Here is a 24817-nt window from a genome sequence, read left to right as displayed (position 1 = left end):
AACCTACGGCAGGCGTTACCCGCCCGTCGACAATAACCATCGTTCCAAACAGACCGGGCCTGCACACTCTATGCGAATGCGCCTTATGTTACTGGGCGGCGGGAATGCCCTCGGGCAGGCGCTGATTCGCCTCGGTGCAGAGGAAGACATTGGTTTCCTCGCACCCAAACCGCCCCAAGACGGCTGGGATGCCGCGAGCCTCACCCAATTGCTCGACGACACTCGTCCCGATGCGTTGATCAACCTCGCCTACTATTTCGACTGGTTCCAGGCCGAAGCGGTCAGCGAAACCCGCCTGGCTGCCCAGGAGTTCGCCATCGAACGCCTGGCCGAGCTTTGCCAGCACCACAACATCACCTTGCTGCAACCCTCCAGCTACCGCGTGTTCGATGGCTCCCGCGCCACCGCCTACAGCGAAAAAGACGAGCCGGTGCCCCTGGGCCTGCGCGGCCAGGCGTTGTGGCGTATCGAACAGAGCGTGCGTGCGACTTGCCCGCAACATGTGCTGCTACGGTTTGGTTGGCTGCTGGATGACAGCGTGGACGGCACCCTCGGGCGCTTTTTGGCCCGGGCCGAGAAGCCGGACGAGCTGCTGATGGCCGATGATCGGCGCGGTAACCCGACGCCGGTGGACGACGCGGCGCGGGTGATCATCTCGGTGCTCAAGCAACTTGATTGCGCGGCGCCGCTGTGGGGCACGTATCACTACGCCGGGCACGAGGCGACCACACCGTTGGCGCTGGGCCAGGCGATCCTCACTGAAGCACGTAATTTTCACCCGTTGGCGATCGAGTCCCCCACCGCCCAGGCCCATGCGGCACGGCCGGATGCGGCGGATGAACCGCAACATGCGGTGCTGGCCTGCAAGAAGATTCTGCACACCTTCGGCATCAAGCCACGGGCGTGGCGGGCCGGTTTACCGGCGCTGCTGGATCGGTTCTATCGGCATAGCTGACACCACACAAAACCAATGTGGGACCAGGTTTTGTGTGGGGTTGCCGGCGACGCCCGACAGGCTCTACCGCCACAGCTGAGACCCTACAAAACCAAATATGGGAGCGGGCGTGTGTGGGAGCCGGGCTTGCCCGCGATAGCATCGCCTCGGTGTATCAGTGATACCGAGGTGATGCTATCGCAGGCAATCCAGCTCCCACACACGCCAGCTCCCACATGGGTTATGCCGTGTTGCTTAGAACTTGTAGCCAATACCGACCATGTAAACCATCGGGTCGACGTCCACGTTGACCTTGGCGCGTGTGCCTTGGCCCAGCGCGTTGTTGTCCACGGTGGCCTTGGTGCTGATGTCGATGTAACGCGCCTGGGCGTTGATCATCCACTTGTCGTTGATCATGTAGTCGGCGCCGATCTGCGCGGCCCAGCCCCAGGAGTTTTCGGCCTTGAAGTTGCTGAAGCCAGCTTGTTCGGCGCGGCTGCCGACGTGCTCGTCGTAGATCCAGGTGTAGTTGATACCGGCGCCCACGTACGGTTGGAAGGCGGATTTGTTGTCGAGCGGGTAGTACACGACGCTCAAGGTCGGCGGCAGGTGTTTCAGCGTACCGAGCTTGCCGTTGGCAGCGCCCAGGGCGGTGTTCTTGATCTTCACGTCATGCTCGAACGGCGTGGCCGCCAGCAGTTCGATGCCGACGTGATTGGTGATCATGTAGGCGAAGTTGAGGCCCAGTTGAGTGTCGCTGCTCATGGTCGCCTTGCCGCCCAGGTTGGTGCCCGCCAATGGGCCCTGGTCGACCTTCACGCTGCTGCTGTCTGCTTTCGGATTCACGGTGATTGCACCGGCGCGAATCAGAATGTCGCCCGCTTCGTGAGCGTGTGCGACAGGGGCGGCGAGGGCGAGCGCGAAGAGGGACGCGCCGAGCAGAGACTTGTTCATGGGAGCTCCAAGAGGACGTTAAAAGTTGTACGTCCAATGGTAAAGATCGTTCCGTTCGATCCTTTGACTCAGCTCAATGAAAGGGTGAACAGGCCTTATTCCTGCAGTTCATAGACATAAATCTTGTCGGCGTCCATCTGATAACCGGCATCGGCCAATTCACTCGAAGACGGCTTGACCTGCATCGCGCCCTCGATCCAATACGGCTGGTACAGCTCGTCGAGTTTCACCCCGACTTCGCTTTTCACATGCACGATCTGGTTCGACGGCGGTGGCGGCACATGGATGCACGCGCCGAAATACGGCACCAGCAAGAACTCGGTGGTGCGGCCTTCTTCGCTGACCTCCAGCGGCACGATGTAACCCGGCAAACGGATGTGCTGGCCGTCGAGGCTCTGCACCACTGGCGCGTTGGGCAAGTCTTGCTTGACGGCAGGCGCCGACTCGACCGACAGCGCATCGGCCATGCTCGACAGGTCGTGCAACGGCTTCATATTGGGGATTTCCGGCGGCGCGTCCGGCGGGATCATTTCCTGCCAGGACAGATCCTTGGGCTGATCCTCGGCCCAGGCAGGCACCACCACCAGCAGCAACAAGGCAAACAGGGCACGACGCATCGAAGCCTTCCTCATAAACGTATGGACAGGCCATCGGCCAGAGATTGTCGATAGGCACGCCACGCGGGCACGCTGCCCATCAACAGCGCGGCCGCCAAGATACCGGCGAGCAAGGTCCATTCATATTCGCTGGGCCACGACATCGGCAAGTCCAGGCCATAGTTGGCCTGCAAATACCCGCGCGACGCGGCGATGCACACGTACAACAAGCCGACGCCCGCCACCACACCGGACAAGGCCAGGGCGAACGCTTCGAAGATCAGCAACGTTGCGATATGCCAGGGCCGTGCGCCCACCGAGCGCAGGATCGCCATCTCGCGGCGGCGTTCGTTGAGGCTGGTGAGGATCGCCGTGAGCATGCCGATCAAACCGGTCAGCACCACGAACAGCGAGATCACAAACAGTGCCTTTTCGGCGGTGCCCATCATGCTCCACAGCTCTTGCAGCGCCACGCCCGGCAGGATCGCCAGCATCGGTTCACCACGGAATTCGTTGATCTCGCGTTGCAGGGCAAAGGTGGAAATCTTGTTGTTCAAACCGAGCATAAACGCGGTGATGGCTTGCGGGGTCAGGTCCATATTGCGCGCCTGATCGGCGCTGATACGGCCTTTGCCCTGGGCGGGCACGCCGTTGTGCCAGTCGATATGGATGGCTTCCATCCCGCCAAGGCTGATGTGCAGCGTGCGGTCCACCGGGGTGCCGGTGCGTTTCAGAATGCCGACCACGGTGAATGGTTTGTCATCGTGCTTCACCAGGCTGACCACCGCGACACCATGGGCCAGCACCAGCTTGTCGCCGAGCTTGTAATGCAGTGCATCGGCAACTTCAGCACCAAGCACCACTTCAAACGGGTCGGTGGCGAAGGCGCGGCCGATGGCCAGTTCGAGGTTCTGTTTGCGGCCGTACTGGTAATGCTCGAAGTAGGATTCGTTGGTGCCCATCACCCGGTAGCCGCGGTGCGAATCGCCGAGGGAAATCGGGATCGCCCATTTCACCTGCGGGCTGGCAGCGAAGTGCTCGTAGCTGTCCCAACGGATGTTGTTGGTGGCGTTGCCGATGCGGAATACCGAGTACAGCAGCAAGTTAACTGAGCCCGAGCGGGCGCCGACGATCAGGTCGGTGCCGCTGATGGTGCTGGCAAAACTGTTGCGCGCCTCAACGCGCACGCGTTCTACCGCGAGCAACAAGCAGACTGAGAGCGCGATGGCGAAGGCGGTGAGGATCGCGGTAAAGCGGCGGTTAGCCAGGCTGGCCATGGCTAGACGGAACAGATACATCTCAAACCTCTGCGGGCGTGGCGGCGCGATTGAGTTCTGTCAGCGACAGGTTGCGGTCGAACAGCGGCGCCAGGCTCTGGTCATGGCTGACAAACAGCAGGCTGGCGCCAGCTTCGCGGCATTCGGCGAACAACAACTGGATGAAAGCTTCGCGGGCGTCGTAGTCCAGGGCCGAAGTGGGTTCGTCGGCGATCACCAGCTCCGGTTGGCCGATCAGCGCACGGGCGGCGGCTACGCGTTGCTGTTGGCCGATGGACAGTGAGTCGGCGCGGCGCTCGAGCAGGTCTTTATCTTTCAAACCCAAATGCGCGAGCAAGGTCGCGGCGGCCTGGTCGACACTGCCGTGGCGCTGAACCGCGCGTTGCGCGCGCAGCTTGGAAAAGTGGCAAGGCAGCTCAACGTTCTCGCGCACTGATAGAAACGGCAGCAAGTTGAACTGCTGGAAAATGTAGCCGGTGTGGTCCACGCGGAAGCGGTCGCGGGCGCCGGTCGACAGCTCGGTCAGCTCCTGGCCGAGCAGGCGAATGCTGCCCCGGGTGGGTTTCTGCACGCCGCCCAAAAGCCCGAGCAGAGTGGTTTTGCCACTGCCGCTGGGGCCTTTGAGAAACAGGGTTTCGCCAGCTTCCAGGCGGAATGCGGGGATGTCCAGCAACTGTGGGTGGCCGGGCCAGTTGAAGCCCAGATCAGACAGTTCAATTAACGCTTGGGTCATAGGAAATCAGTGGTCTGGTTTGATTTGGATGATGACACCGATCAAGTGTGGGAGCTGGCTTGCCTGCGATAGCATCGCCGCAGTGTGCCGGATAGACCGAAGAGCCTGCATCGCAGGCAAGCCAGCTCCCACAGTGATTGGGTTTTCACATCAGAATTTCAGGCTGGCCGCGGTGGCCGTCGCTTCAACACCCTGCTGACCGCTTGGGCCGATCAGTTGTACCTGAATTTTCTGGGTGGCGGGGAAGGTCTTGAACACCTGGCTCAGGTCCAGATTGCTCAGCGCAGTCGGTGTGGCGCACGTGAATTGGTAGTGCGCGTGGATTTCGCTGTGGTCGTGATGATGTTCGTGAGCGGCCGCGCCTTTGCCGTCGGTGGCGTGGTCGTCATCGTCGTCGTCATGCTCGGCTTCTGGCTTGTCGCCGAACAATGGGCTGTTGAGTTCCTGGGTGCTGATCACGCAACCGGCGGACTTAGGCAGTTTGAACAGGGCCAGCGGGTTTTCCAGCTGTTTGCGTGCGGCGGCGACCTTGGCTTTGTCGGCGGCGGTGGTAGCCAGGTGTTCGAAGCCCACCACGTTCATCGCCGGGCTTTCCAACTCAAGCTCCAGGGCCTGACCGTCGAGCACTGCGTTGAGGCGGCCGACGCCGTGTTCATGCGCGCCGAGGCTGCCATGCGCGTGGTCATGATCATGTTCTTCGGCGGCATGGGCGATAGCCAGTGGCAACAGGGCAAACGGCAAAGCAAGCAGCAGACGGCGCATGAGAAGGCTCCAGAACATGAAAGTTTTGTTATGTGATCTTATAACAATGGCCCCGGAGTTTGACCGCCCGCTTGGCGTTGCGCAAGCCGCGTGGGAGCATGCCTGTCAGAAAAGTGCAGGAGAATGACGATGTTGCGAATTCGCGGAACCGTCGGCGACATGCCGGTGGACTTGACCCTGGAGCTGGACGACGGTGATTGGGCGCGACTGGGCGCCCACTTGCAGGCGGCGCCCATGCCGAGCGAGCCAACCGCTGCGCCGGTTAAACAGAACGACGATCTGTGGCAGAACGCCCAAGACCTGTTGCTCAAGGCCGGGCAACTCAACGGGCTGGAATTGCTCGATCAGTTGGAAGGCTTGGCCGGCGACGCCGCATCAGGCAAACGCCTGCTGGTGCGCTTGCGCCATAGCGCCAAGGTCAAAGTGGCCAGCGGCGGAGATACGCCGCTGTATAGCTGGGTCGGCGATTAGTACAGCGCAGCGAACAACTTGCGGCGGTACACCGTGACCAGCGGGTGGTCATTGCCGAGCAGTTCGAACACCTGCAGCAAGGTCTTGTGCGGCAGGCCTTCGCTGTAGTTGCGGTTGCGGATAAACAGCTTGAGCAAGCCCTCCAGCGCCGCATCGTATTGCTGGCGCGCCAGTTGCTGAATCGCCAGTTGGTATGCCGCTTCATCGTCCTGCGGGTTTTGCGCCAGGCGGCTTTTCAAGTCGGCGGCGTCGGGCAGGTCTGCGGCCTGGCGCAGGAAGGTGATTTGCGCCTTGGCCCCGGCGAGGGCGGCTTTGTGATCATCGCTTTTCACCGCGTCGAGCACGCTCTGGGCTTCGCCCAATTCACCGCGTTCGGCCAGGCAGCGCGCGTACAGGATCAGGGCGGCGGCATTGGTGTTGTCCTCACCCAGCATCGCGACCAGCACCGCTTCGGCGTCGCTGATACGGCCTTCGGCAAACAGCGCCTGGGCCTGTTCCAGCGGGTCAGCTGCAGCGGGCGGCGGCATCTGCACATGCGGCTCCAGCATCGCCCGCACCGCCGACTCCGGCTGCGCCCCGGCAAACCCATCCACCGGCTGGCCGTCCTTGAACAGCACCACGGTGGGCAGGCTTTGAATGCCAAAGCGCGCGACGATATCCTGCTCGGCCTCGCAATCGACCTTGGCCAGCAGCAACTCGCCCTGATAACTCTCGGCAATTTTCGCCAACATTGGCATCAACGCCTTGCACGGCGCGCACCACTCGGCCCAGAAATCCACGAGTACGGGTTTTTCGAAGGAGTTCTGGATAACCGCCTGGTCGAAGTTGGCGGTGGTGACGTCGAAAATGTACGGCGTGGGCTCACTCATGGGGCATCTCGAATAAAGCGGGAATGGGGCAACTATAAGGGCTGGCACGGTTGGCTGAAAGCGTGGTTGATTCAAGATCGCTCTCGCAGGCACGCCAGCGCCCATAGAGGGGCGCGGTCAACTGTGGGAGCGGGCTTGCCCGCGATGGCCTCAAGGGCGCCGCGAATGGTACAGGCTCACCTTGCGAAACTCCCAAGGCTCGGCCAAGTCGGGCAGCGTCAGCGCATCAAGGATTCCCAGACGCTGATAAGCCGGGTGCTGGAAGTCCCGCACCCGCGAGTCCGCCACCAGGGCCTCACGGCCGCGCGTCAGGAATTGATCCAGCAGCGGCAGGTTGGCGCGGTCGTAGAGCACATCGGCGACCAGGATCAGGTCGAAGCGGTCGGCTTCGGCGAAAAAGTCGGCTGAGTAACTCAGCTGCACGCCGTTGAGCTCGGCATTCGCCCTGCAGGACGCTAAGGCCAGCGGGTCGAGGTCGCAGGCCACCACTTCCAACGCGCCAGCCTTAACGGCGGCAATGCCAGCCACGCCGGAACCAGCGCCAAAATCCAGCACGCGTTTGCCGGCGACCCACTCAGGGTTCGCCGCCAGGTAGCGCGCCAGCGCCAACCCGCTGGCCCAGCAAAAACTCCAGTACGGCGGTTCATGCAGGATGCGTCGGGTTTCTTCGGGGCTGAAGGCGCGGTCCATGTTGTCCGCATCCAACAGCCACAACGACAACGCGGTGCCCGGCAGTGGGCAGGGCACCAGTTGCGCGTCGCCGATCAGTTCGCTCAGGGCGCGTTGCAGGTCCAACGGTGGCGTCATGGTGCCTTGACGAGTTGCAGGGGGCCGGTGGTTTGGGTGATCGCCTGGGTGATGCGCACGGCAGGCAGGTGCAGGATCAACTGGCCGGACTGGCTGGCGCGCCCGCGCAGTTCAACGCGTGCACCGGCCGGGAAGGCTTCGGGGTTGAAGCGCAGGCGGAAGGCCAGTGGCTTGCCGTTGCCGGTCAGTACGCTGCTGGCGAGCAGTTGTTGCGGGCGGTTGCGTTCGTCGATCACCAGCATCGCCAGTTCGACTTCGGCGCCGGCGGGGATGTTGGTGAGGTTGCCATTGATTTCCCGTTGATAGGCCGGCAGGGGGCCGAGGTCTTCAATACCTGGTACTTTTTTCTCTTGGGCGGGCGTTGGTTGAGGCGACGAAGGCTTGGGGGCTTCGCTGCTGCAGGCGACCAGAAAACTGAACAGGGCGAGTAAAACGAGTGGTCGTAACTGCATGTACGGCTCCAGAAAGGACAAAATCCGTGGCTTAAAAAATATGAAACATAATAGTCAGCCTATATACCGTAAAGGCTATGGCTTGTCTTGCCACAGGGATGCGCTACCATGGCCCTCCCTTTTTTTGTTGCCTGCCACCATGCACTGTCCCTTCTGCGGTGCCAACGACACCAAGGTCATTGACTCGCGTTTGGTCGCCGAGGGCGATCAAGTGCGTCGCCGGCGCGAATGCCTGGCCTCTGGCTGCGGTGAACGTTTCACCACCTTCGAAACCGCCGAACTGGTACTGCCACGTCTGATCAAGTCCGACGGTAGCCGCCAGCCTTTCGACGAAGAAAAACTGCGCGCCGGTATGCAGCGTGCCCTGGAAAAACGCCCGGTGAGTGTCGAGCGGCTGGAGGCGGCGCTGGCGCATATCAAGCACAAGCTGCGCGCGACCGGCGAGCGCGAGGTCAAGAGCCTGGTGGTTGGAGAACTGGTGATGGGCGAGCTGCAAAAGCTCGACGAAGTCGCCTATATCCGTTTCGCCTCGGTGTATCGACGCTTCCAGGACCTCAATGAGTTCCGCGAAGAAATCGACCGCCTGGCCCGTGAGCCGGTCAAGAAATGAACTCGCCTTCTGCAGAACAAACCGTCCTCGACGCCCATTACATGGCCCGCGCCCTCGAATTGGCGCGCAAGGGCCTGTACACCACTCATCCTAATCCGCGTGTGGGCTGCGTGATTGTGCGCGATGGGCAGATTGTCGGCGAAGGCTGGCACGAGCGCACCGGCGAACCCCACGCCGAACCGAATGCCCTGCGCGCCGCTGGCGACAAGGCGCGCGGCGCCACGGTGTACGTGACGTTGGAGCCTTGCAGCCATCATGGGCACACACCGCCGTGTGCCGACGCACTGGTGACTGCCGGTGTTGCGCGGGTGGTGGCCGGGATGGAGGACCCGAACCCCGAAGTGGCCGGGCGCGGTTTACGGCGTTTGGCTCAAGCCGGTATCGAAACCCGCAGTGGCGTGCTGGAAAGCGAAGCGCGCGCGCTGAACCCGGGTTTTCTCAAGCGTATGGAACACGGCCTGCCGTTTGTGCGGGTCAAGCTGGCAATGAGCCTGGACGGTCGCACCGCGATGGCCAGCGGCGAAAGCCAATGGATCACCGGCCCGGCTGCCCGCGCTGCTGTACAGCGCCTGCGTGCGGAGGCCAGCGTGGTGCTGACCGGTGCCGATACGGTCTTGGCCGACGGCGCCCGGTTGACCGTGCGCGCCGCCGAATTGGGCCTGGATGAAGCCACCACTGCCTTAGCCATGTCACGTCCGCCATTGCGCGTGTTGATCGACGGGCGCCTGCGGGTGCCGCTCAACGCGCCATTCTTCAAGGCTGGCCCTGCGTTGGTCATCACCTGCGTCACCCCGGAAAACCAGTTCCCCCGTGGCCCCGAGTGCCTGGTAGTGCCGGGCGTCGACGGTCAGGTTGACCTGCGTTCGGCGCTGGTGGCCCTGGCCGCCCGTGGCGTCAACGAAGTGTTGGTAGAGGCTGGCCCAAGCCTGGCGGGCGCGTTTGCCCAGCAAGGGCTGGTGGACGAGTACGTGATATTCGTCGCCGGCAAGTTCCTCGGCTCCGCCGCCCGGCCTTTGCTGGACTGGCCGCTTGAGAAACTGGCCGATGCCCCCCAACTCAAGATCACTGAAATGCGCGCTGTAGGCGACGACTGGCGAGTCACTGCCATACCTATGCCAGCAGCGAGCGTATAATTCTGACCGGGCGCTCAAGCGCCCGTCCCGTTTTCCAGGAGAAGGCCATGTTCACCGGCATTATCGAATCCATCGGCAGTATCCGTGCCATGACCCCCAAAGGCGGCGACATCCGCCTGCTGGTTGAGACCGGCAAGCTGGATCTCGGCGACGTCAAGTTGGGCGACAGCATCGCCGTCAGCGGTGTGTGCCTGACCGTCATCGAGTTGCCGGGCAACGGCTTTGCCGCTGATGTCAGCCGGGAAACCCTGGACTGCACCGCGATGAACGACCTCAAGGCCGGCAGCCCGGTCAACCTGGAAAAAGCCCTGACCCCGACCACCCGCCTGGGCGGCCACTTGGTCAGCGGCCACGTCGACGGCGTCGGCGAAGTGGTTTCGCGCAGCGAAAACGCACGCGCCGTGGAATTCCGCATTCGCGCGCCTAAAGAGCTGGCCAAGTACATCGCCCACAAAGGCTCGATCACCGTCGATGGCACCAGCCTGACCGTGAACGCCGTGAATGGCGCCGAATTTGAACTGACCATCATTCCCCACACCCTGAGCGAAACCATCATGGCGTCTTATCAGCCAGGTCGCCGGGTGAATCTGGAAGTCGACTTGCTTGCCCGTTACCTGGAGCGCCTGTTGTTGGGCGATAAGGCCGCAGAGCCAGCATCTGGGAACATCACTGAAAGTTTTCTGGCCGCTAACGGCTACCTGAAATCCTGACCAAGGGGGTGCCGCGTGGCGCTCAATAGCATCGAAGAACTGGTTGAAGACATCCGCCAAGGCAAGATGGTCATCCTGATGGATGACGAAGACCGTGAAAACGAAGGCGACATCATCATGGCCGCCGAGGCCTGCAAGGCTGAGCACATCAACTTCATGGCCAAGCACGCCCGTGGGCTGATCTGCATGCCCATGAGCCGTGAGCGCTGCGAATTGCTCAAGCTGCCGTTGATGGCGCCGCGCAATGGGTCGGGTTTTGGTACCAAGTTCACCGTATCGATTGAAGCGACCACCGGCGTTACCACCGGTATTTCCGCGGCCGACCGCGCACGCACAGTGCAAGCCGCCGCCGCCAAAGACGCTAAGGCCGAAGACATCGTCAGCCCGGGCCACATCTTCCCGCTGATGGCCCAGTCAGGTGGCACCCTGGCGCGTGCCGGGCACACCGAAGCGGCCTGCGACCTGGCGCGCATGGCCGGTTTCGAGCCGAGCGGGGTGATCTGCGAAGTGATGAACGACGACGGCACCATGGCTCGTCGCACTGAACTCGAAGCCTTTGCGGCCGAACACAACCTCAAGATCGGCACCATTGCCGACCTGATTCACTACCGCATGATCCACGAACGTACCGTTCAGCGGATTGCCGAGCAGCCGCTGGACAGCGAACTGGGCCAATTCAATTTGGTGACCTACCGTGATTCAGTGGAAGGCGACGTGCACATGGCCCTGACCCTGGGCAAGATTTGCGCTGAAGAGCCGACCCTGGTGCGCGTGCACAACATGGACCCGCTGCGCGACCTGTTGATGGTCAAGCAACCGGGCCGCTGGAGCCTGCGCGCGGCCATGGCTGCGGTCTCCGAGGCAGGCAGCGGTGTGGTGCTGTTGCTCGGCCACCCGTTGGATGGTGATGTATTGCTGGCGCATATCCGCGAAACCGCTGACCAGGTGCCGGTGAAAAAACCGACCACCTACAGCATCGTCGGCGCCGGTTCGCAGATCCTTCGCGACCTGGGCGTACGCAAAATGCGTCTGATGAGCGCACCCATGAAATTTAATGCGATATCCGGTTTCGACCTGGAAGTTGTAGAATACGTGCCCTCCGAATAAAGGCTGGCGATTCTTGCCCCTTGTTCGCGGTTAAAACATCACTGAGGGACGCACTTTTCGCGTCCCGGCTCTTTAAGAGATTTGTCGAATGACCCTGAAGACCATCGAAGGTACCTTCATCGCCCCCAAAGGCCGCTATGCCCTAGTGGTTGGCCGCTTCAACAGCTTTGTGGTTGAAAGCCTGGTAAGCGGTGCCGTTGACGCCCTGGTTCGCCACGGTGTGAGCGAGAGCGATATCACTATCATCCGTGCCCCTGGCGCCTTCGAAATTCCACTGGTTGCGCAAAAAGTTGCACAGCAGGGTGAATACGCGGCGATCATCGCCCTGGGCGCGGTCATTCGTGGCGGCACTCCGCACTTCGAATACGTGGCCGGCGAATGCACCAAGGGCCTGGCCCAGGTGTCCATGGAGTTCGGCGTGCCAGTCGCTTTCGGCGTACTGACCGTAGATTCCATCGAACAAGCCATCGAGCGTTCCGGCACCAAGGCGGGTAACAAAGGCGCTGAAGCTGCTCTGTCCGCGCTGGAAATGGTTAGCCTGCTGTCGCAGTTGGAGGCCAAGTGATTTCCGACGAAAGCGATCAGTTCAACCCTAAGGACCCGCGCCCATCCGACGCTGGTAAGCCATCCAAGAGCGAAAAGCGCCGTGGCGCCCGCCAGCTCGCGACTCAGGCGCTTTACCAGCGCCACATGTCTAAAACCTCGCTGAACGAAATCGAAGCGCAGTTTCGCGTCGACAACGATTTCAGCTTCGCGGACGCCAGCTACTTCCATGACATCCTGCACGGTGTTCCGGCCAACCAGGCCGAGATCGACGCTGCCTTGACGCCGTGCCTGGACCTGACCATCGAAGAGCTGGACCCAGTTGAATTGGCCGTACTGCGCCTGTCCACCTGGGAACTGCTCAAGCGCGTCGACGTGCCGTACCGCGTGGTGATCAACGAAGGTATCGAGCTGGCGAAAGTCTACGGTTCGACCGACGGCCACAAGTTCGTCAACGGCGTGCTCGACAAGCTGGCCCCGCGCCTGCGTGAAGCCGAAGTGAAGGAACACAAGCGCTAATCTGCGCTTGAGTCCTGAATGGGCGAGTTTGAGCTGATCCGCAACTACTTCGCCGCCGCGCCTTGTGCGCAAGGCGGCGAAGGCATTGCCTTGGGGATCGGCGATGACTGCGCCTTGCTGGCGCTCCCCGCTGGGGAGCAGTTGGCAATCTCCACCGATACGTTAGTGGCCGGCGTGCACTTTGCCGACCCGTGTGACCCGTTCCTGCTCGGCCAGCGCTCGCTGGCCGTAGCGGTGAGCGACCTGGCCGCCATGGGCGCCCACCCGCTTGCCTTTACCCTTGCTCTTACCGCGCCGACGGTCGATGCCGATTGGCTGCAGCGCTATGCCCAGGGTTTGAACGCCATGGCGCAAAGCTGCGGCGTGGGCCTGGTGGGCGGCGACACCACGCGCGGGCCGCTGAGCCTGACCCTGACCGTGTTCGGCCGTGTGCCCGCCGGGCAGGCGTTGACGCGCAGCGGTGCACAACCGGGTGACTTGCTGTGTGTGGGCGGTGAGCTCGGCAATGCCGCCGGTGCTTTGCCGTTAGTGTTGGGGCAACGCACGGCGGATGCGGCGATTGCGGGCCCCTTGCTGGCCCATTACTGGTCGCCACAACCGCAGTTGGCTTTGGGCCTTGCATTGCGGGGCAAGGCGACATCGGCCATGGATATCTCCGACGGGTTGCTGGCCGATTGCGGGCATATCGCCAAGGCTTCGGCTGTCAGCCTGTTGGTTGAGCTTCAGAAGCTGCCCTTGTCCAAGGCCTTGCTGGCCTTTGTCGGCGACGATGAGGCGCGTGTGGCGGCGTTAAGCGGGGGCGATGACTACGTGTTGGCGTTCACCCTGCCACCCGCCGAGCTGGCGCCGTTGTTGGCCGGTGGTTGGCCGATCCACGTGATCGGCCGGGTCGAGGCGGGGCAGGGCGTGACGCTGCTCGACGCCATTGGGAAAGACATCACCCCGGCCGTGCGCGGCTATCAGCATTTTCGCGAGGCGCCGTAAGCCGGCGACCTGCGCTACCCTCTATACGGATCTCACGGTGTAGGAGGCTGTCACCATGAATGTACGGCGTTGGCTGCTGGTTGCGCTGTGTGCCGTTGCATCGCTGGTGCAGGCGGACGAAGCCCCGGTGCCAGGCAAGGTCATGCTGGCCAGTGAGGAATGGAACAACTACACCAACAAAGATGGCAGCGGCTTGGCCTGGGACGTATTGCGCCAAGTGTTCGAACCTGCCGGTATCACGCTGCAAACCCGCAGCGTGCCCTACACCCGCTCAGTCGGCCTGGCCCAGCGCGGCGAGGTGGATGGCTGGGTCGGCTCCTACCGCGATGAAACCAGCGGCGTGTTGTACCCTCATTGGAACTTCGACGCTGATCACATCTACGCCCTTGGGCTGGCCACCACGCCGACGCCCAGCCTCGCCACCCTGGGCAACTACCGCCTGGCCTGGGTGCGCGGTTACAGGTATGAGGAGTACCTGCCGAACCTGCACCGCTTCAACCAGATCGAACGCCGTGACGGCATCCTGCCGATGCTGCAGCACGCCCGCGTCGACCTCTACATCGATGCCCTCACCGAAGCCAAGTACGTCCTGAGTCAGGCGGACGATCCGGCGCAATTCAAGCTCACCCACATCGCCGAGCTGCCGCTCTACATAGGCTTTGCCGATACTGAGCGTGGGCGGGCCCTGATGGCGGTGTATGACCGACGCATGGCGGCCTTGGTCGAGAGCGGCGAGCTGAAGCCGATTTTCGCGCGCTGGAAACAGCCCTATCCGTTCTGACCTGCATAGAACCGGGACGAAGGCCAATCGAACCTATTGATCTTTATCAGCGATAATTCAGCTTAAGCGTCTGTAGGAACCTGCTGTTACAATGACGCCCTCTGTGAAATCTGAAATCAGGAGCACACGGTGCCCGTCGTTTTCGTCGCCGCTTCCAAGCTGCCTACCCCTTTTGCCACGTTCACCATGAACGGCTTTCTCGAAGAGGCCACCGGCCGCGAGCACCTCGTGCTCAGTCTGGGTGACCTCACCGACGGCGCGCCGGTACTGGGCCGCGTGCACTCCGAGTGCCTGACCGGTGACGCGCTGTTCAGCCAGCGCTGCGACTGCGGTTCGCAACTGGAAGCCGCCATGCGCGCCATCGCCCGTGAAGGCCGTGGCGTGTTGCTGTACTTGCGTCAGGAAGGCCGTGGCATCGGCCTGATGAACAAAATCCGTGCCTACGAGCTGCAAGACGGCGGCGCCGATACCGTTGAAGCCAACGAACGCCTAGGCTTCGCCGCCGACCAGCGTGACTACGCGATCTGCCTGCCGATGCTTGAGTATCTGGGCGTGAAGTCCCTGCGCCTGATGACCAACAACCCGCGCAAGGTCAAAGCCTTGACCGAAATGGGCATCACCGTCGCCGAGCGCGTGCCGCTGCACACCGGGCAAAACCCGCACAACAAGCTCTACTTGGCGACCAAGGCCAGCAAGCTCGACCACATGATGGGCAACGAGCATCAGGGCGAGGTCGACCGCGCGTGACCCGCGGCCAGGTGAAACGGCGACTGTCCTTCAACTGGTGGCAGTACTTGGCCCTGGCACTGCTGCCGTTGTTTGTGATCAACCTGGTATTTGGCCACGCCGAATCCCTGCTTCCCGTACTGGCCATGCCGTTCTTTATTGCCGGCGTGGCCTCGATGTTTTTGAGCCTGCGTTATTTTCATGGCTATAAACACGCGCTGATCGCCACCGCCAAAGCCCTCGACACCGCTGAAGAACCGGCTGCCTGGATTACCCTCGCGGCCCGTCGCCGCACGGCTTTGCTGGTGGCGGCGATACCGGCCTGGATCGGCGCGCTGGCGGTGTTTGTCGGCCTGGAAGCCGTCCCGCTGTTCCTGCTGGCGCTGTCGACGCTGGTACTGTTTTACCTCTACCGCATCCCGCGTCAATTGGGATGATGCGCTACTGGCTGGCGGTGCTGCTGCTGGCAGTCAGCGCCCAGGCGTTGGCGGTCGAACGCGTCGTCAGCCTGGCGCCGTCACTCTCTGAAATCGTGCTTGAACTGGGCGCCGCCGACCTGCTGGTGGGCGTGCTCGATGGCGGCGAACGCCCGGCGGCATTGGCGCAAGTGCCCTCGGTGGGGCAATACGGGCAATTGAACATGGAGCGCCTGCTCAGCCTCAAGCCCGACCTGATCCTGCTCTGGCCCAGCAGCGTGGGTCCTGCGCAACGCGAGCAGTTGCAGCGCCTGAATATCCCCGTTTACGTCGCCGAACCGCATAGCCTTGAACAACTGACGTCTCAGATCCAAGCCATCGCTCAACAAGTGGGCCGTGAAGAGGCGGGTCGACAATTAGCCGCGCAGTTACGCCAGCGCCTGGCCGAACTGCGCCAACGCTATCAGCGTGCCGAGCCCTTACGGGTGTTTTACCAAGTGTGGAACCAGCCGCTGTACACCGTGGGCGGTGGGCAAATCATCAGCGATGCGCTGAGTGTGTGCGGCGCGCGTAATGTATTCGACGACCTGAAGCTGCCCGCGCCACAGGTCAGCATCGAGTCGGTGTTGCAGCGTAATCCGCAGCTGATTCTGGCTGCCGATCAGGTGCAACTCGATGCCTGGAAGGCCTGGCCGCAAATAGCGGCGGTGGCCGAAGGCCGGTTGCAGATAGTCCCGGACAAGGGGCTGGAGCGGCCGAGCGGGCAGATGATCGAGGCTATCGCGAAGCTCTGTCAGTCAGTGGCCCCCCAGCGCTGACAATCCGTTGTGTTTCCATCCTGGTCGGTGCGATTGATCTGCCAAGATGTCGGACTTTGCCTCCAGATTTACGCACCCAGGGTGGCTAGTGTCGCCGGTCCCCCATTCGGGTTAATTAGGCAGCATAAGGACACATCATGCGTTATCTCTTCGCGTTGGCGGGTACGGCCCTCGTATTGACGCTAATCAGCGGGTGCGATCTGTCACAAAGACTCTCTGAACTCAGGACATTTGGTAACCATCCTATAGTCGACAGGACTTCGTCGATGGACAGCACCCAGCAAGACATCCTGAACATTCAGAAACCCACGAAAATCACCTCTATCCGTGGCGGCACCGCACAGTGCTTCGACTACGCATTGGCGCGTGATGGAAAAAGAGCCGATTATTTCGTCTCTTTCACCTCCAGTGGGTGGGTTAACGCCTGGGGCTACGCAACCTGCAGCACCGCGTTGGCCGAGGGTAGTCTGGCGTCCAATGAGCGGGTCAGCAGGAAATACTGATCATTGATGCTGTGTTGCGAGGGTGACGCGTGAGCGTTGATTGCGCTGCAACGCTCGCGTGAACGTTGCGTGTTCTCCTACCGGTTATTAAGAGTTGTCCATCGGGTAGTTTCGGCGCCAGGGCGATACGCTGCTACCCGCGATGCGTGTTGCATGGCGTTCGTTCAACGACAGGAGGTGGTCATGCGCCGTTTGATCATTGGTATTTCTACCGCCATTTTGCTGGCCGGTTGTAACACGCTGGAAGGTATCTCAACATTGATGAACTTCAGCGATCACCCCGTCGCGGCCAAGGCCGCCGAGCGTGGGGCCACTAAGCAGGACATTCTTGCAATCGAGCAACCCAAGCGCATCACCCCGGTTCGCAATGGCAGTTCACAGTGCTTTGACTATGCGCTTGAAAGCAAAGGCAAGAAAAAGGACCTATATGTTGGCTTTACCGACATGGGCGGAGTTAACGCATACGGTTTCATAACCTGCGGCGAAGCCATCAAGGCCGGCTATCTGAATTCCAACGAACCTGCCCGGCAGATTTATTGAGCCGCAGCGCTATAGCTGCGGTGCCCACGTCAGGCCCAGCATCCAGGTCCGGCCCTCTTCGCGGTAGTCCTGGTTGTTGGGAGAATCGGGGGCGTTGTAGTTATACCGAGCGCGGGCATATTGGCGGTCCAACAGGTTGTCGACTTTCAGCGAAACACGGACTTCATGATTGATCGCCCAGCTGCTACGCAGCCCCAGCAAGGCATAACCGCCGAGGCGATTGCGGTTGTCTTCATCGTCATAGCTGCTGCTGATGGCTTGCCAACTGGCACCCACACCCAACTTATCGAATTGCCGGTCCAGATCCAGGCTCAAGGTGCGCCGTGCGCGACGCGCCAGGGTGTGGCCGGTATCGCGGTCGCGCGGGTCGATAAATGCCACGCCCAGGTTGCCCTGCCAACCAAACAGTTCCTGCTTGAGCGCCGCTTCAAAGCCATTGATACGTGCCGACGCCACATTTTGTGGCTTGTCGTTACTGTCGGCAACGATTGCGTCGCTTAAATCCGTGCGGTACAGCGAAGCTTCCAGGCGCGTGCTGTCACTCAGTTGGCTGCGCCATTGCAGCTCGTAACTTTTTGAGGTCTCCGGCTGCAGGTTGGGGTTGCTGTACCGCGTGTCAGGGTAGTAAAGGTCGTTGAAGGTCGGCGCGCGGAAGCCTTCGCTGTAGCTCAGCAGCACGTCATTATCGGGGTTGATCGGCACGGTAAGGGTGCCGCTCCAGCTGTTCTGGCCGCCGAATTGCTGGTTCTGGTCGCGGCGCAGGCCCAGTTCGGTGGAGAACCACTCGCCGTGGAAACGATGCTGCACAAAGGCGGCCCGGTTCCAGCGGCTGTTCTCGGTAAAGGCGCTGGAGCCGTGAAAGCGGTCTTCGTACCAGTCGCCGCCGAGGATCAGGCTGTTTTGCTCATCCAGCGTCAGGTCGTTTTGCCAGTTGACCGAGTCACGATAGGTGTTGAACACGCTGAAATAATCACTGAGCTTATCGCGCTTGGTATCACGGTTCTCGCTGTGACCCAGCTCCAGGCGCGACTGCCAGCGTTCATTCAACTTGGCGTCGACATAGCCGCTGGCGCTGCTCACGGTGTAATCGGTGTAGGGTTTTTGCTCAACGAAGCTGTTGTCGTATTCCGACTTGCCGCGGTTATCCAATAGGTTGAAACCCACTTCCAGCTCATCGTTGAAGGCATGGCTGAGGTTCAGGCTGATCGACTGATTGCGATAGGCATCATGGTCGCCATCGCTGGGGAACGATTCGTGTGTAGCGTTGATACCCGCCGTGTCATCCAGGCTCGCCCCCAAGTTGAAGCGCGTGTGCTCATCACCGCCAGACAGGCCAAGGCTGCGCTCCCAGGTCTGGTGGCTGCCAAACCCCAGTTTCAAGCGTGGCTGCAGGCCCTGCTCGGCATTGCGCCGGGTAAAAATCTGGATCACCCCGCCAATCGCGTCGCTGCCGTAGATCACCGAGCGCGAGCCGCGCAGCACTTCCACGCGTTCAATCTGGTCGACGTTCAGGTATTGCAGCCCGCTGTCGCCGGAGGTGGTATTGGCGATGCGCTGGCCATCGACCAGTACCAGGCTTTGTGCGGCCTTGGTGCCGCGAATGAAAATCCCCGGCAGGCTGCCGCGGCCACCGGTGGGCGCGACTTGCACACCGGGTACGCGGCTGAGCAGGTCGGTTACGCTGGTGGGTTGCAAGCGGTCGATGTCATCGCGGGTGAATACGGTGTTGGCGGCGCTGCTGTCGTTGCGCGCTTGGATCTGGCGGTTGGCGCTGATCACTACGTTGGGGAGTTTCAGGGCGTCGTCACGCTCGAAACTGTCGGCCAACAGGTCAGTGGCGGGAAGCAGCAGCAAGGGCAGGGCAAAGCGAAGGCGGGTCATGGGCTGTCCCTAGCGTTTATCAGCAATACAAAACCAATGTGGGAGCTGGCTTGCCTGCGATGACGGCGGCACATTCAACTTCAATGTGTCCGATAGACCGCTATCGCAGGCAAGCCAGCTCCCACATGTTGGCCCGGTTTCTACCGGGAGGTCGGGTTACAGGCCCAGCAGCGCCATGCGCTCGCGCACCGAAGCCTCAATCCCGGCTTCATCCAGCCCACACTCAGCCAGCATCTGCGCCGGCTTGGCATGTTCGACATACACATCCGGCAAGCCCAGGTGCAGCACCGACTTGAGAATGTTCTCCCGCGCCAGGAACTCGCTGACCGCCGCACCGGCGCCGCCCATGATGGCGTTTTCTTCGACCGTCACCAGCAGCTCATGGCTGGCGGCGATTTCGCGTACGAGGGCTTCGTCCAGTGGTTTGACGAAGCGCATATCGACCACGGTGGCGTCGATCTTCTCGGCGACTTTCAGCGCTTCGGCCAATTGCACGCCAAACACCAGGAAAGCGGTTTTGCTGCCTTGGCGACGCACGATGCCTTTGCCGATTTCAATCGGTTCAAGGTCTTTCTCGATCACGGCATTCGGGCCATTACCGCGCGGGTAGCGCACGGTCGCCGGGCCGTTGTACAGGTGGCCGGTGCTGAGCATCTTGCGCAGTTCGTTCTCATCACTCGGCGTCATCACCAGCATGCCGGGGATGCAGCGCAAGTAGGACAAATCGAAACTGCCGGCGTGGGTCGGGCCGTCTTCGCCGACCAAACCGGCGCGGTCGATGGCGAACAGCACATCGAGGTTCTGCACCGCCACGTCATGCACCAACTGGTCATAACCGCGCTGCAGGAAGGTGGAGTAGATCGCCACCACCGGCTTGGCGCCTTCACAGGCCATGCCGGCGGCGAAGGTCACCGCATGCTGCTCGGCAATCGCCACGTCGAAATAGCGCAGCGGGAAACGCTCGCTGAACGCCACCAAGTCGGAGCCTTCCTTCATCGCCGGGGTAATGCCCACCAGTCGCGGGTCGGCGGCGGCCATGTCACACAGCCATTCGCCAAACACGCCGGAATACTTCGGCCCGCTGGCCTTTTTCGGCGCGGCGGCAGGGGCGTCCAGCGGTTCGAGCTTGGTGATCGCGTGGTAACCAATCGGGTCGACTTCCGCCGGGGCGAAGCCTTTGCCTTTTTTGGTGACGATATGCAGGAACTGCGGGCCTTTGAGGTCACGCATGTTGCGCAGCGTGGCGATCAGGGTGGGTAGGTCATGGCCGTCGATCGGGCCGATATAATTCCAACCAAGCTCTTCGAACAGGGTGCCGGGCACGAGCATGCCCTTGGCATATTCTTCGGTACGCCGGGCAATTTCCCACGCGCCGGGCAGGCGCGAGAGCACCTTTTTGCTGCCTTCGCGCATGCTCGCGTAAGTACGGCTGGAGAGGATTTTTGCCAGGTAGTTCGACAGGCCACCGACATTGCGCGAAATCGACATGTCGTTGTCGTTAAGGATCACCAACATGTTGGCGTTCACTTCCGGCGCATGGTTCAGCGCTTCGAAGGCCATGCCGGCGGTCAGCGCGCCATCACCAATCACCGCAATCGCCTTGCGCTCACTGCCTTGCAGGCGGGCGGCAATCGCCATGCCCAGCGCGGCACTGATAGAGGTACTGGAGTGGCCGACGCCAAAGGTGTCGTACTCGCTCTCGGCGCGACGTGGGAAGGCGGCCAGGCCGTCCTTCTGGCGCAGAGTGGCCATGCGCTCGCGACGGCCGGTGAGGATTTTATGCGGGTACGCCTGATGGCCCACGTCCCACACCAGCCGGTCGTCCGGGGTGTCGAACACGTAATGCAGGGCGATAGTCAGCTCGATGACGCCCAAGCCGGCACCGAAATGCCCACCGGTCTGACCGACCGTGTAGAGCAATTCCAGGCGCAACTCATCGGCCAGGGTTTCCAGCTCGGCTTCACCCAGTCGACGCAGGCCGTCCGGCGTGGCAGCACGGTCGAGCAGGGGCGTGGACGGGCGTTTGCGGGGAATCTCTTGAAACGTCGTGGGCATCAGGCGAATCGTTATAGGTATAGAAGAGGCGGCAGTTTACCTCAAGCAGTGCAAACTGCCCACGCAGAGCGCCGAACTTGGCCGATATGCGGCTGCAATGGCCGCCGTTATCAGTGGCGGCGTTCGACGATATACCGCGCCAAGTCGCGCAATGGCTCGGCCGCCGCGTCGAAAGGTCGCAGGGCATCCAGGGCTTGGTCGCGCAGTTGCAGGGCATACGCCTTGGCCGCTTCGAGGCCAAGCAAGGCCGGATAGGTCGGTTTATCGCGTGCGGCATCCGCGCCTTGGCGTTTGCCCAGGGTCGCGGTGTCACTTTCCACGTCGAGAATGTCGTCCTGCACCTGAAACGCCAGGCCGACGGCCCGGGAATAGGTCTGCAGGGCCGCCAATTGCGCCGCGTCGGCACGGCCACTGGCCAGGGCGCCCAAGTGCACCGCGGCTTCGATCAGCGCGCCGGTCTTGTGGCGATGCATGTGTTCGAGGGCTTGCTGGTCCAGCTTGAGGCTGACCGAACCCATGTCGATCGCTTGCCCGCCGACCATGCCGGCCGGGCCAGCGGCCAGAGCGAGGGCGGTCACCATACGCAGGCTGATCTCAGCGTTCACGCTGTTAAGGCGCGGGTCCAGCAAGGCGCTGAACGCCAGGCTCTGCAGGCCATCACCGGCCAGGATCGCATAGGCCTCATCAAAGGCTTTGTGGGTGGTTGGCTGGCCGCGACGTAAATCGTCGTCGTCCATTGCCGGCAAATCGTCATGCACCAGGGAGTAGGCGTGAATCAGCTCAACCGCACACGCCGCGCCATTGGCTTGCTCGGCACGCACGCCCAAGGCTTCACAGGCCGCATACGCCAGCAACGGGCGCACGCGTTTGCCGCCATTCATCACGCTGTAGCGCATGGCGGCATAAAGGCGGTTCATTTCCGGGCTTGGCGCAACAAACAAGGGCTCGAGCGCCGCATTCACCCGGGCTTGGCTACTGGCCTGATACGCGTCGATCATTCGGGCTGTTCCGCATCGAAAGGTTCTTCGGCCAACTCCCCGTCGCGTTCCAGCAATACCTGGACCTTCTGCTCCGCCTGCGCCAACGCGCTCTGGCAGTCGCGAGTCAGGCCGATGCCTTGCTCAAACGCTGTCAGCGAGTCCTCCAGCGACAACTCGCCGTTCTCCAGACGCTCGACCAGGGTTTGCAGGTCGGCGAGGGATTGTTCGAAATCGAGTGCAACTTTTTTGCGGGCCATGGCGGCTATTCCGGTAGACGGTAAACCGGCGCGACACTAGCAGACATGGGGATTCTGGGCAAATGAGCGGGGGGCAGTCGTCCTCTGTTGAGCTGAATAAAACGCCTATTGGGCTCATGTTGGGAGCCGATTACGCATTTTATTCGGCTCAGCGGACACCCGAGCACTGCCCCTGCGCATCCTTGAGCTGCGCTTCAAACGCCATCAACCCCGCCTGCATCTGCTGCAACCCAGCAATCTGCCCGGCCAGTTCGCGCTTCTTGCTGGCGATGGCCTGATCTGCCCGTTCCCAAGGCAGTGCATCGCCTTCGTGCCCGTGCAAAATCCCCTGCAACTCCTTGAGCTTGAACCCCAACTGCTGGGCGCACTTGATCAACGCCAGCAGCTCCACGCTCTGCGCCGAATAGACCCGATAACGCCCCTCCCGTTGCGGTGCTGGCAACAGACCAATTGCCTCATAGTGGCGTATCGCTTTGATGGTCGTGCCCGACAGCTGCGCGGCTTTGCCGATGTACATGAAAACTCCCTTTTCCGAATAGGCCGCCGGCCAGTGTCAGCCATTTTTCACGCTGCGCCGGTGTAGAGCCCAGCACCGGCCCGAACATCAACGTTTTGGTCGGCTTGATGCCGCAAAACGCCAGGGTCGTGCTGCGCATCTGATGAATGCCCGGCATGCGGTAGAACCAGCGGTAATACCACGGCGGCGTGTCCAGGGCCACCAACAAGTGTGCGGTTCGGCCGAGCAGCAGCTTGTCAGGAAACGGCTTGCCTTCGCGGTATTTAAAGGCAAAGCCGGGTAGGAAAACGCGGTCGATAAACCCTTTCAACAATGCCGGAATACCGCCCCACCAGATCGGGGACACCCACGCCAGATGGGTGGCCCAGAGGATGTCGGATTGGGCGCTGAGCAAGTCAGGTTCCAACGGCTGGATCTGCGTGTAGCCGTGGTGAAGGACGGGGTCGAAAGTGAGATCGCCCAAGCGCAGGACGCGGACCTCGTGGCCGGCGAGTTTTGCGCTGTGGCGGTAGGCGTCGGCCAAGGCTGAGCAGAAACTGGAGGGAGAAGGGTGGCCGAGGATGACCAGGATGCGCTGGGGCATGGGGTAAGGTCCTGAAAATGTGGGCTTTCAGGGTAGGGTGTGCCGTATGGGGGAGAGTCAAGGGGCGCTCTAGTACCGCGGAGCATTTGTGCAGCAACCTGCTAAGCGACGAAGAGCAAAGGAGGGAGCGGGCTTGCTCGCGAAAGCGGTGGGTCAGTCAACATCAATGTTTGCTGGGCCGACGTCATCGCGGGCAAGTCGAATCGTCGCACCGCCGCTCCCACATTTAATCTTCGCTGCTTTGGGCATTGCGTTCGCTTAACTGAACAGCGTCAGGGCTTGCCTGATAAATGCTCTACGCAACATCAAGCCGTTTTCTTGCTCCCCGTGTCCATGTCCGTTCTGCCCCAAGGCCGCCAGTCGTCGGTGTGCCGCTCACTGCCATGCGGCCCACTGGAGATGGTGCCACCGGCCAGGAACTTCTCCCACAGGTTCTTGCTGTCGGGGCCGCTGTCTTTGTGCCGGTCCGGCGATTCTCGAACAAGGAGTGCTTTTCAGTGGGCTGGGAACGCCGGTAAAAAACTCACGCGTGAGCTATTGAGCCTTCCGAGAATTACCTGTAGATTTTCTCACGCGTGAGTTTTTCACAACGAGGTCAGCACCATGAAAAGCAGCTCTCCATCGAGCCCGCAAGCCGGGCCCGATACCGATTCCGCAAGCCGCAAGGGAGAGCGCTTGAAACCGCCTGCGAAAAAGCCGTCGAGCTTTTACATGAAGCAGATGCGCGCGGGCCTGGCGGCCGCCGGGTATGTGAAACACGAGACTTGGGTGCTTCCCGAAAATCGAAGCCTGCTCAAGCAAATGGAGAAACAGCTTCGCCAACCGATTCTGGCTGGCTCATTCATGTCGGAGAATTTCATGAGCGCAGGTACTAACTGGAATATCGATCGCCTCTTCACGGCGCTGCAAGCCTTGGACGAAGTGGTTTCCAACGACATTACGCTTTCTCTCGTTCAAGGCTCCGAGTCCAGCATCAAGCTGGAAATGAACGACTTCGGGGGCCTGCCGATTTACATCGCAGTGGTGGGCGAGCAGATCATCGTGGACACCGTTCTGGTCGACGTCGAGTCCATCAGCGACGTAGCGGCATTCAATGACGCGGTGCTGCGCAGCCGGGAAATGTTCCCGTTGTCCTCGATCGGTATCGAGTCGATGCCTAACGGCCAGGTTGTTTACAACATGTTCGGCGCGCTGAGTTCCGACTCCAGCCTGACCAACATCGTGACCGAGGTGAAAACCCTCGTCGACAACGTGCAGCGCGCCAGCGAAGCCTTTGAACGTTTCTTCAACTAATTATTC

Annotated in this window: 30 protein-coding genes; 16 read left to right on the top strand and 14 right to left on the bottom strand. The window is 61.5% G+C overall.

The annotated features are described in order from the left end of the window. Nucleotides 1–70 precede the first annotated feature (70 nt). A complete protein-coding gene (locus KZH41_RS27725; protein WP_017135982.1) occupies nucleotides 71–955 on the top strand; it encodes a sugar nucleotide-binding protein in 885 nt (294 codons plus the stop codon). 234 nt (nucleotides 956–1189) lie between these two features. Here the strand turns inward: KZH41_RS27725 and KZH41_RS27720 are convergent, their stop codons facing one another. From KZH41_RS27720 to KZH41_RS27700, 5 genes are all read right to left on the bottom strand, one after another. Then, a complete protein-coding gene (locus tag KZH41_RS27720; protein WP_094952301.1) occupies nucleotides 1190–1888 on the bottom strand; it encodes an OmpW/AlkL family protein in 699 nt (232 codons plus the stop codon). A gap of 95 nt (nucleotides 1889–1983) precedes the next feature. Next, on the bottom strand, nucleotides 1984–2505 hold the full coding sequence (locus tag KZH41_RS27715; protein ID WP_242152946.1) for a DUF3299 domain-containing protein: 522 nt from the start codon (nucleotides 2503–2505) through the stop codon (nucleotides 1984–1986). Between the two features lie 11 nt (nucleotides 2506–2516). After that, nucleotides 2517–3782 (bottom strand): ABC transporter permease, encoded by a 1266-nt coding sequence (locus KZH41_RS27710; protein WP_094952303.1) that lies wholly within the window; start codon nucleotides 3780–3782, stop codon nucleotides 2517–2519. Nucleotide 3783: 1 nt separating this feature from the next. After that, entirely contained in the window at nucleotides 3784–4494 is a 711-nt protein-coding gene (locus KZH41_RS27705; RefSeq protein WP_263274066.1) for an ABC transporter ATP-binding protein, read from the bottom strand. A gap of 150 nt (nucleotides 4495–4644) precedes the next feature. Then, complete coding sequence (locus tag KZH41_RS27700; protein WP_242152944.1) at nucleotides 4645–5256, bottom strand: DUF2796 domain-containing protein; 612 nt, start codon at nucleotides 5254–5256, stop codon at nucleotides 4645–4647. A 129-nt stretch (nucleotides 5257–5385) separates the two neighbouring features. Between KZH41_RS27700 and KZH41_RS27695 the strand changes: the two genes are divergently transcribed. Further along, nucleotides 5386–5727: a hypothetical protein gene (locus KZH41_RS27695; protein ID WP_242152941.1), complete on the top strand. Its 342-nt coding sequence runs from the start codon at nucleotides 5386–5388 to the stop codon at nucleotides 5725–5727. On the opposite strand, the gene trxA is transcribed toward KZH41_RS27695, so the two are convergent. From trxA to KZH41_RS27680, 3 genes are all read right to left on the bottom strand, one after another. Next, entirely contained in the window at nucleotides 5724–6596 is an 873-nt protein-coding gene (trxA, locus tag KZH41_RS27690; protein ID WP_263274065.1) for a thioredoxin, read from the bottom strand. The two genes, KZH41_RS27695 and trxA, sit on opposite strands and share 4 nt — an antisense overlap. Nucleotides 6597–6746: 150 nt before the next feature. Then, on the bottom strand, nucleotides 6747–7403 hold the full coding sequence (locus KZH41_RS27685; RefSeq protein WP_094952308.1) for a class I SAM-dependent methyltransferase: 657 nt from the start codon (nucleotides 7401–7403) through the stop codon (nucleotides 6747–6749). After that, nucleotides 7400–7855 carry a YbaY family lipoprotein gene (locus KZH41_RS27680; RefSeq protein WP_094952309.1) on the bottom strand — a complete coding sequence of 152 codons (456 nt, stop codon included), beginning with the start codon at nucleotides 7853–7855 and terminating at the stop codon, nucleotides 7400–7402. Before KZH41_RS27680 ends, KZH41_RS27685 begins: the two co-directional genes overlap by 4 nt. A gap of 139 nt (nucleotides 7856–7994) precedes the next feature. Between KZH41_RS27680 and nrdR the strand changes: the two genes are divergently transcribed. The 13 genes from nrdR to KZH41_RS27615 all read left to right on the top strand — a co-directional run bounded on the left by nrdR (nucleotide 7995) and on the right by KZH41_RS27615 (nucleotide 17245). Then, nucleotides 7995–8465 (top strand): transcriptional regulator NrdR, encoded by a 471-nt coding sequence (gene nrdR, locus KZH41_RS27675; protein ID WP_053258286.1) that lies wholly within the window; start codon nucleotides 7995–7997, stop codon nucleotides 8463–8465. After that, nucleotides 8462–9598 carry a bifunctional diaminohydroxyphosphoribosylaminopyrimidine deaminase/5-amino-6-(5-phosphoribosylamino)uracil reductase RibD gene (ribD, locus tag KZH41_RS27670; RefSeq protein WP_242152938.1) on the top strand — a complete coding sequence of 379 codons (1137 nt, stop codon included), beginning with the start codon at nucleotides 8462–8464 and terminating at the stop codon, nucleotides 9596–9598. Before nrdR ends, ribD begins: the two co-directional genes overlap by 4 nt. A 47-nt stretch (nucleotides 9599–9645) precedes the next feature. Further along, nucleotides 9646–10308 (top strand): riboflavin synthase, encoded by a 663-nt coding sequence (locus tag KZH41_RS27665; RefSeq protein WP_242152935.1) that lies wholly within the window; start codon nucleotides 9646–9648, stop codon nucleotides 10306–10308. Between the two features lie 15 nt (nucleotides 10309–10323). Next, the gene (gene ribBA / locus KZH41_RS27660) at nucleotides 10324–11415 is read left to right on the top strand and encodes a bifunctional 3,4-dihydroxy-2-butanone-4-phosphate synthase/GTP cyclohydrolase II (protein WP_094952312.1); all 1092 of its coding nucleotides are present in this window, start codon (nucleotides 10324–10326) and stop codon (nucleotides 11413–11415) included. An 88-nt stretch (nucleotides 11416–11503) separates the two neighbouring features. Next, on the top strand, nucleotides 11504–11980 hold the full coding sequence (ribE, locus tag KZH41_RS27655; protein ID WP_003176356.1) for a 6,7-dimethyl-8-ribityllumazine synthase: 477 nt from the start codon (nucleotides 11504–11506) through the stop codon (nucleotides 11978–11980). Beyond that, nucleotides 11977–12477, top strand: coding sequence for a transcription antitermination factor NusB (gene nusB / locus KZH41_RS27650; protein WP_094952313.1), 501 nt, complete (start codon nucleotides 11977–11979; stop codon nucleotides 12475–12477). Before ribE ends, nusB begins: the two co-directional genes overlap by 4 nt. Before the next feature lie 18 nt (nucleotides 12478–12495). After that, nucleotides 12496–13461, top strand: a complete 966-nt coding sequence (thiL, locus tag KZH41_RS27645; protein ID WP_094952314.1) for a thiamine-phosphate kinase — start codon at nucleotides 12496–12498, stop codon at nucleotides 13459–13461. Nucleotides 13462–13516: 55 nt separating this feature from the next. After that, nucleotides 13517–14242, top strand: a complete 726-nt coding sequence (locus KZH41_RS27640; protein WP_263274064.1) for a substrate-binding periplasmic protein — start codon at nucleotides 13517–13519, stop codon at nucleotides 14240–14242. Between the two features lie 129 nt (nucleotides 14243–14371). Then, nucleotides 14372–14989, top strand: a complete 618-nt coding sequence (gene ribA, locus KZH41_RS27635) for a GTP cyclohydrolase II (protein WP_094952316.1) — start codon at nucleotides 14372–14374, stop codon at nucleotides 14987–14989. Then, nucleotides 14986–15405, top strand: a complete 420-nt coding sequence (locus KZH41_RS27630) for an MFS transporter (RefSeq protein ID WP_094952317.1) — start codon at nucleotides 14986–14988, stop codon at nucleotides 15403–15405. The genes ribA and KZH41_RS27630 overlap by 4 nt, the downstream gene beginning before the upstream one ends. Next, nucleotides 15402–16202 (top strand): cobalamin-binding protein, encoded by an 801-nt coding sequence (locus KZH41_RS27625; protein WP_263274063.1) that lies wholly within the window; start codon nucleotides 15402–15404, stop codon nucleotides 16200–16202. The genes KZH41_RS27630 and KZH41_RS27625 overlap by 4 nt, the downstream gene beginning before the upstream one ends. 137 nt (nucleotides 16203–16339) lie before the next feature. After that, a complete protein-coding gene (locus KZH41_RS27620) occupies nucleotides 16340–16705 on the top strand; it encodes a hypothetical protein (protein ID WP_094952319.1) in 366 nt (121 codons plus the stop codon). A 183-nt stretch (nucleotides 16706–16888) separates the two neighbouring features. After that, a complete protein-coding gene (locus KZH41_RS27615; protein WP_263274062.1) occupies nucleotides 16889–17245 on the top strand; it encodes a hypothetical protein in 357 nt (118 codons plus the stop codon). A gap of 9 nt (nucleotides 17246–17254) precedes the next feature. Here KZH41_RS27615 and KZH41_RS27610 read toward each other — a convergent pair whose 3' ends face one another. The 6 genes from KZH41_RS27610 to KZH41_RS27585 all read right to left on the bottom strand — a co-directional run bounded on the left by KZH41_RS27610 (nucleotide 17255) and on the right by KZH41_RS27585 (nucleotide 23518). Next, nucleotides 17255–19126, bottom strand: a complete 1872-nt coding sequence (locus tag KZH41_RS27610; protein WP_263274061.1) for a TonB-dependent receptor domain-containing protein — start codon at nucleotides 19124–19126, stop codon at nucleotides 17255–17257. Between the two features lie 156 nt (nucleotides 19127–19282). After that, nucleotides 19283–21181: a 1-deoxy-D-xylulose-5-phosphate synthase gene (dxs, locus tag KZH41_RS27605; protein ID WP_094952322.1), complete on the bottom strand. Its 1899-nt coding sequence runs from the start codon at nucleotides 21179–21181 to the stop codon at nucleotides 19283–19285. 110 nt (nucleotides 21182–21291) lie between these two features. Further along, complete coding sequence (locus KZH41_RS27600) at nucleotides 21292–22179, bottom strand: polyprenyl synthetase family protein (protein WP_094952323.1); 888 nt, start codon at nucleotides 22177–22179, stop codon at nucleotides 21292–21294. Continuing rightward, on the bottom strand, nucleotides 22176–22418 hold the full coding sequence (locus KZH41_RS27595) for an exodeoxyribonuclease VII small subunit (protein WP_003176346.1): 243 nt from the start codon (nucleotides 22416–22418) through the stop codon (nucleotides 22176–22178). The genes KZH41_RS27600 and KZH41_RS27595 overlap by 4 nt, the downstream gene beginning before the upstream one ends. 148 nt (nucleotides 22419–22566) lie before the next feature. Continuing rightward, nucleotides 22567–22935, bottom strand: a complete 369-nt coding sequence (locus KZH41_RS27590) for a MerR family transcriptional regulator (protein ID WP_083356564.1) — start codon at nucleotides 22933–22935, stop codon at nucleotides 22567–22569. Further along, nucleotides 22874–23518, bottom strand: a complete 645-nt coding sequence (locus KZH41_RS27585; RefSeq protein ID WP_263274060.1) for an NAD(P)H-dependent oxidoreductase — start codon at nucleotides 23516–23518, stop codon at nucleotides 22874–22876. Before KZH41_RS27585 ends, KZH41_RS27590 begins: the two co-directional genes overlap by 62 nt. A gap of 603 nt (nucleotides 23519–24121) precedes the next feature. On the opposite strand from KZH41_RS27585, the gene KZH41_RS27580 reads away from it, so the two are divergent. Continuing rightward, nucleotides 24122–24811 carry a YjfI family protein gene (locus KZH41_RS27580; RefSeq protein WP_371917700.1) on the top strand — a complete coding sequence of 230 codons (690 nt, stop codon included), beginning with the start codon at nucleotides 24122–24124 and terminating at the stop codon, nucleotides 24809–24811. The last annotated feature ends 6 nt before the right edge of the window (nucleotides 24812–24817 follow it).

This window comes from Pseudomonas sp. YeP6b, from assembly GCF_025642995.1.
Classification (GTDB): Bacteria; Pseudomonadota; Gammaproteobacteria; order Pseudomonadales; family Pseudomonadaceae; genus Aquipseudomonas.
Note: the sequence above shows the minus strand (reverse complement) of the source record. Positions and strands in the feature narration are given on the sequence as shown.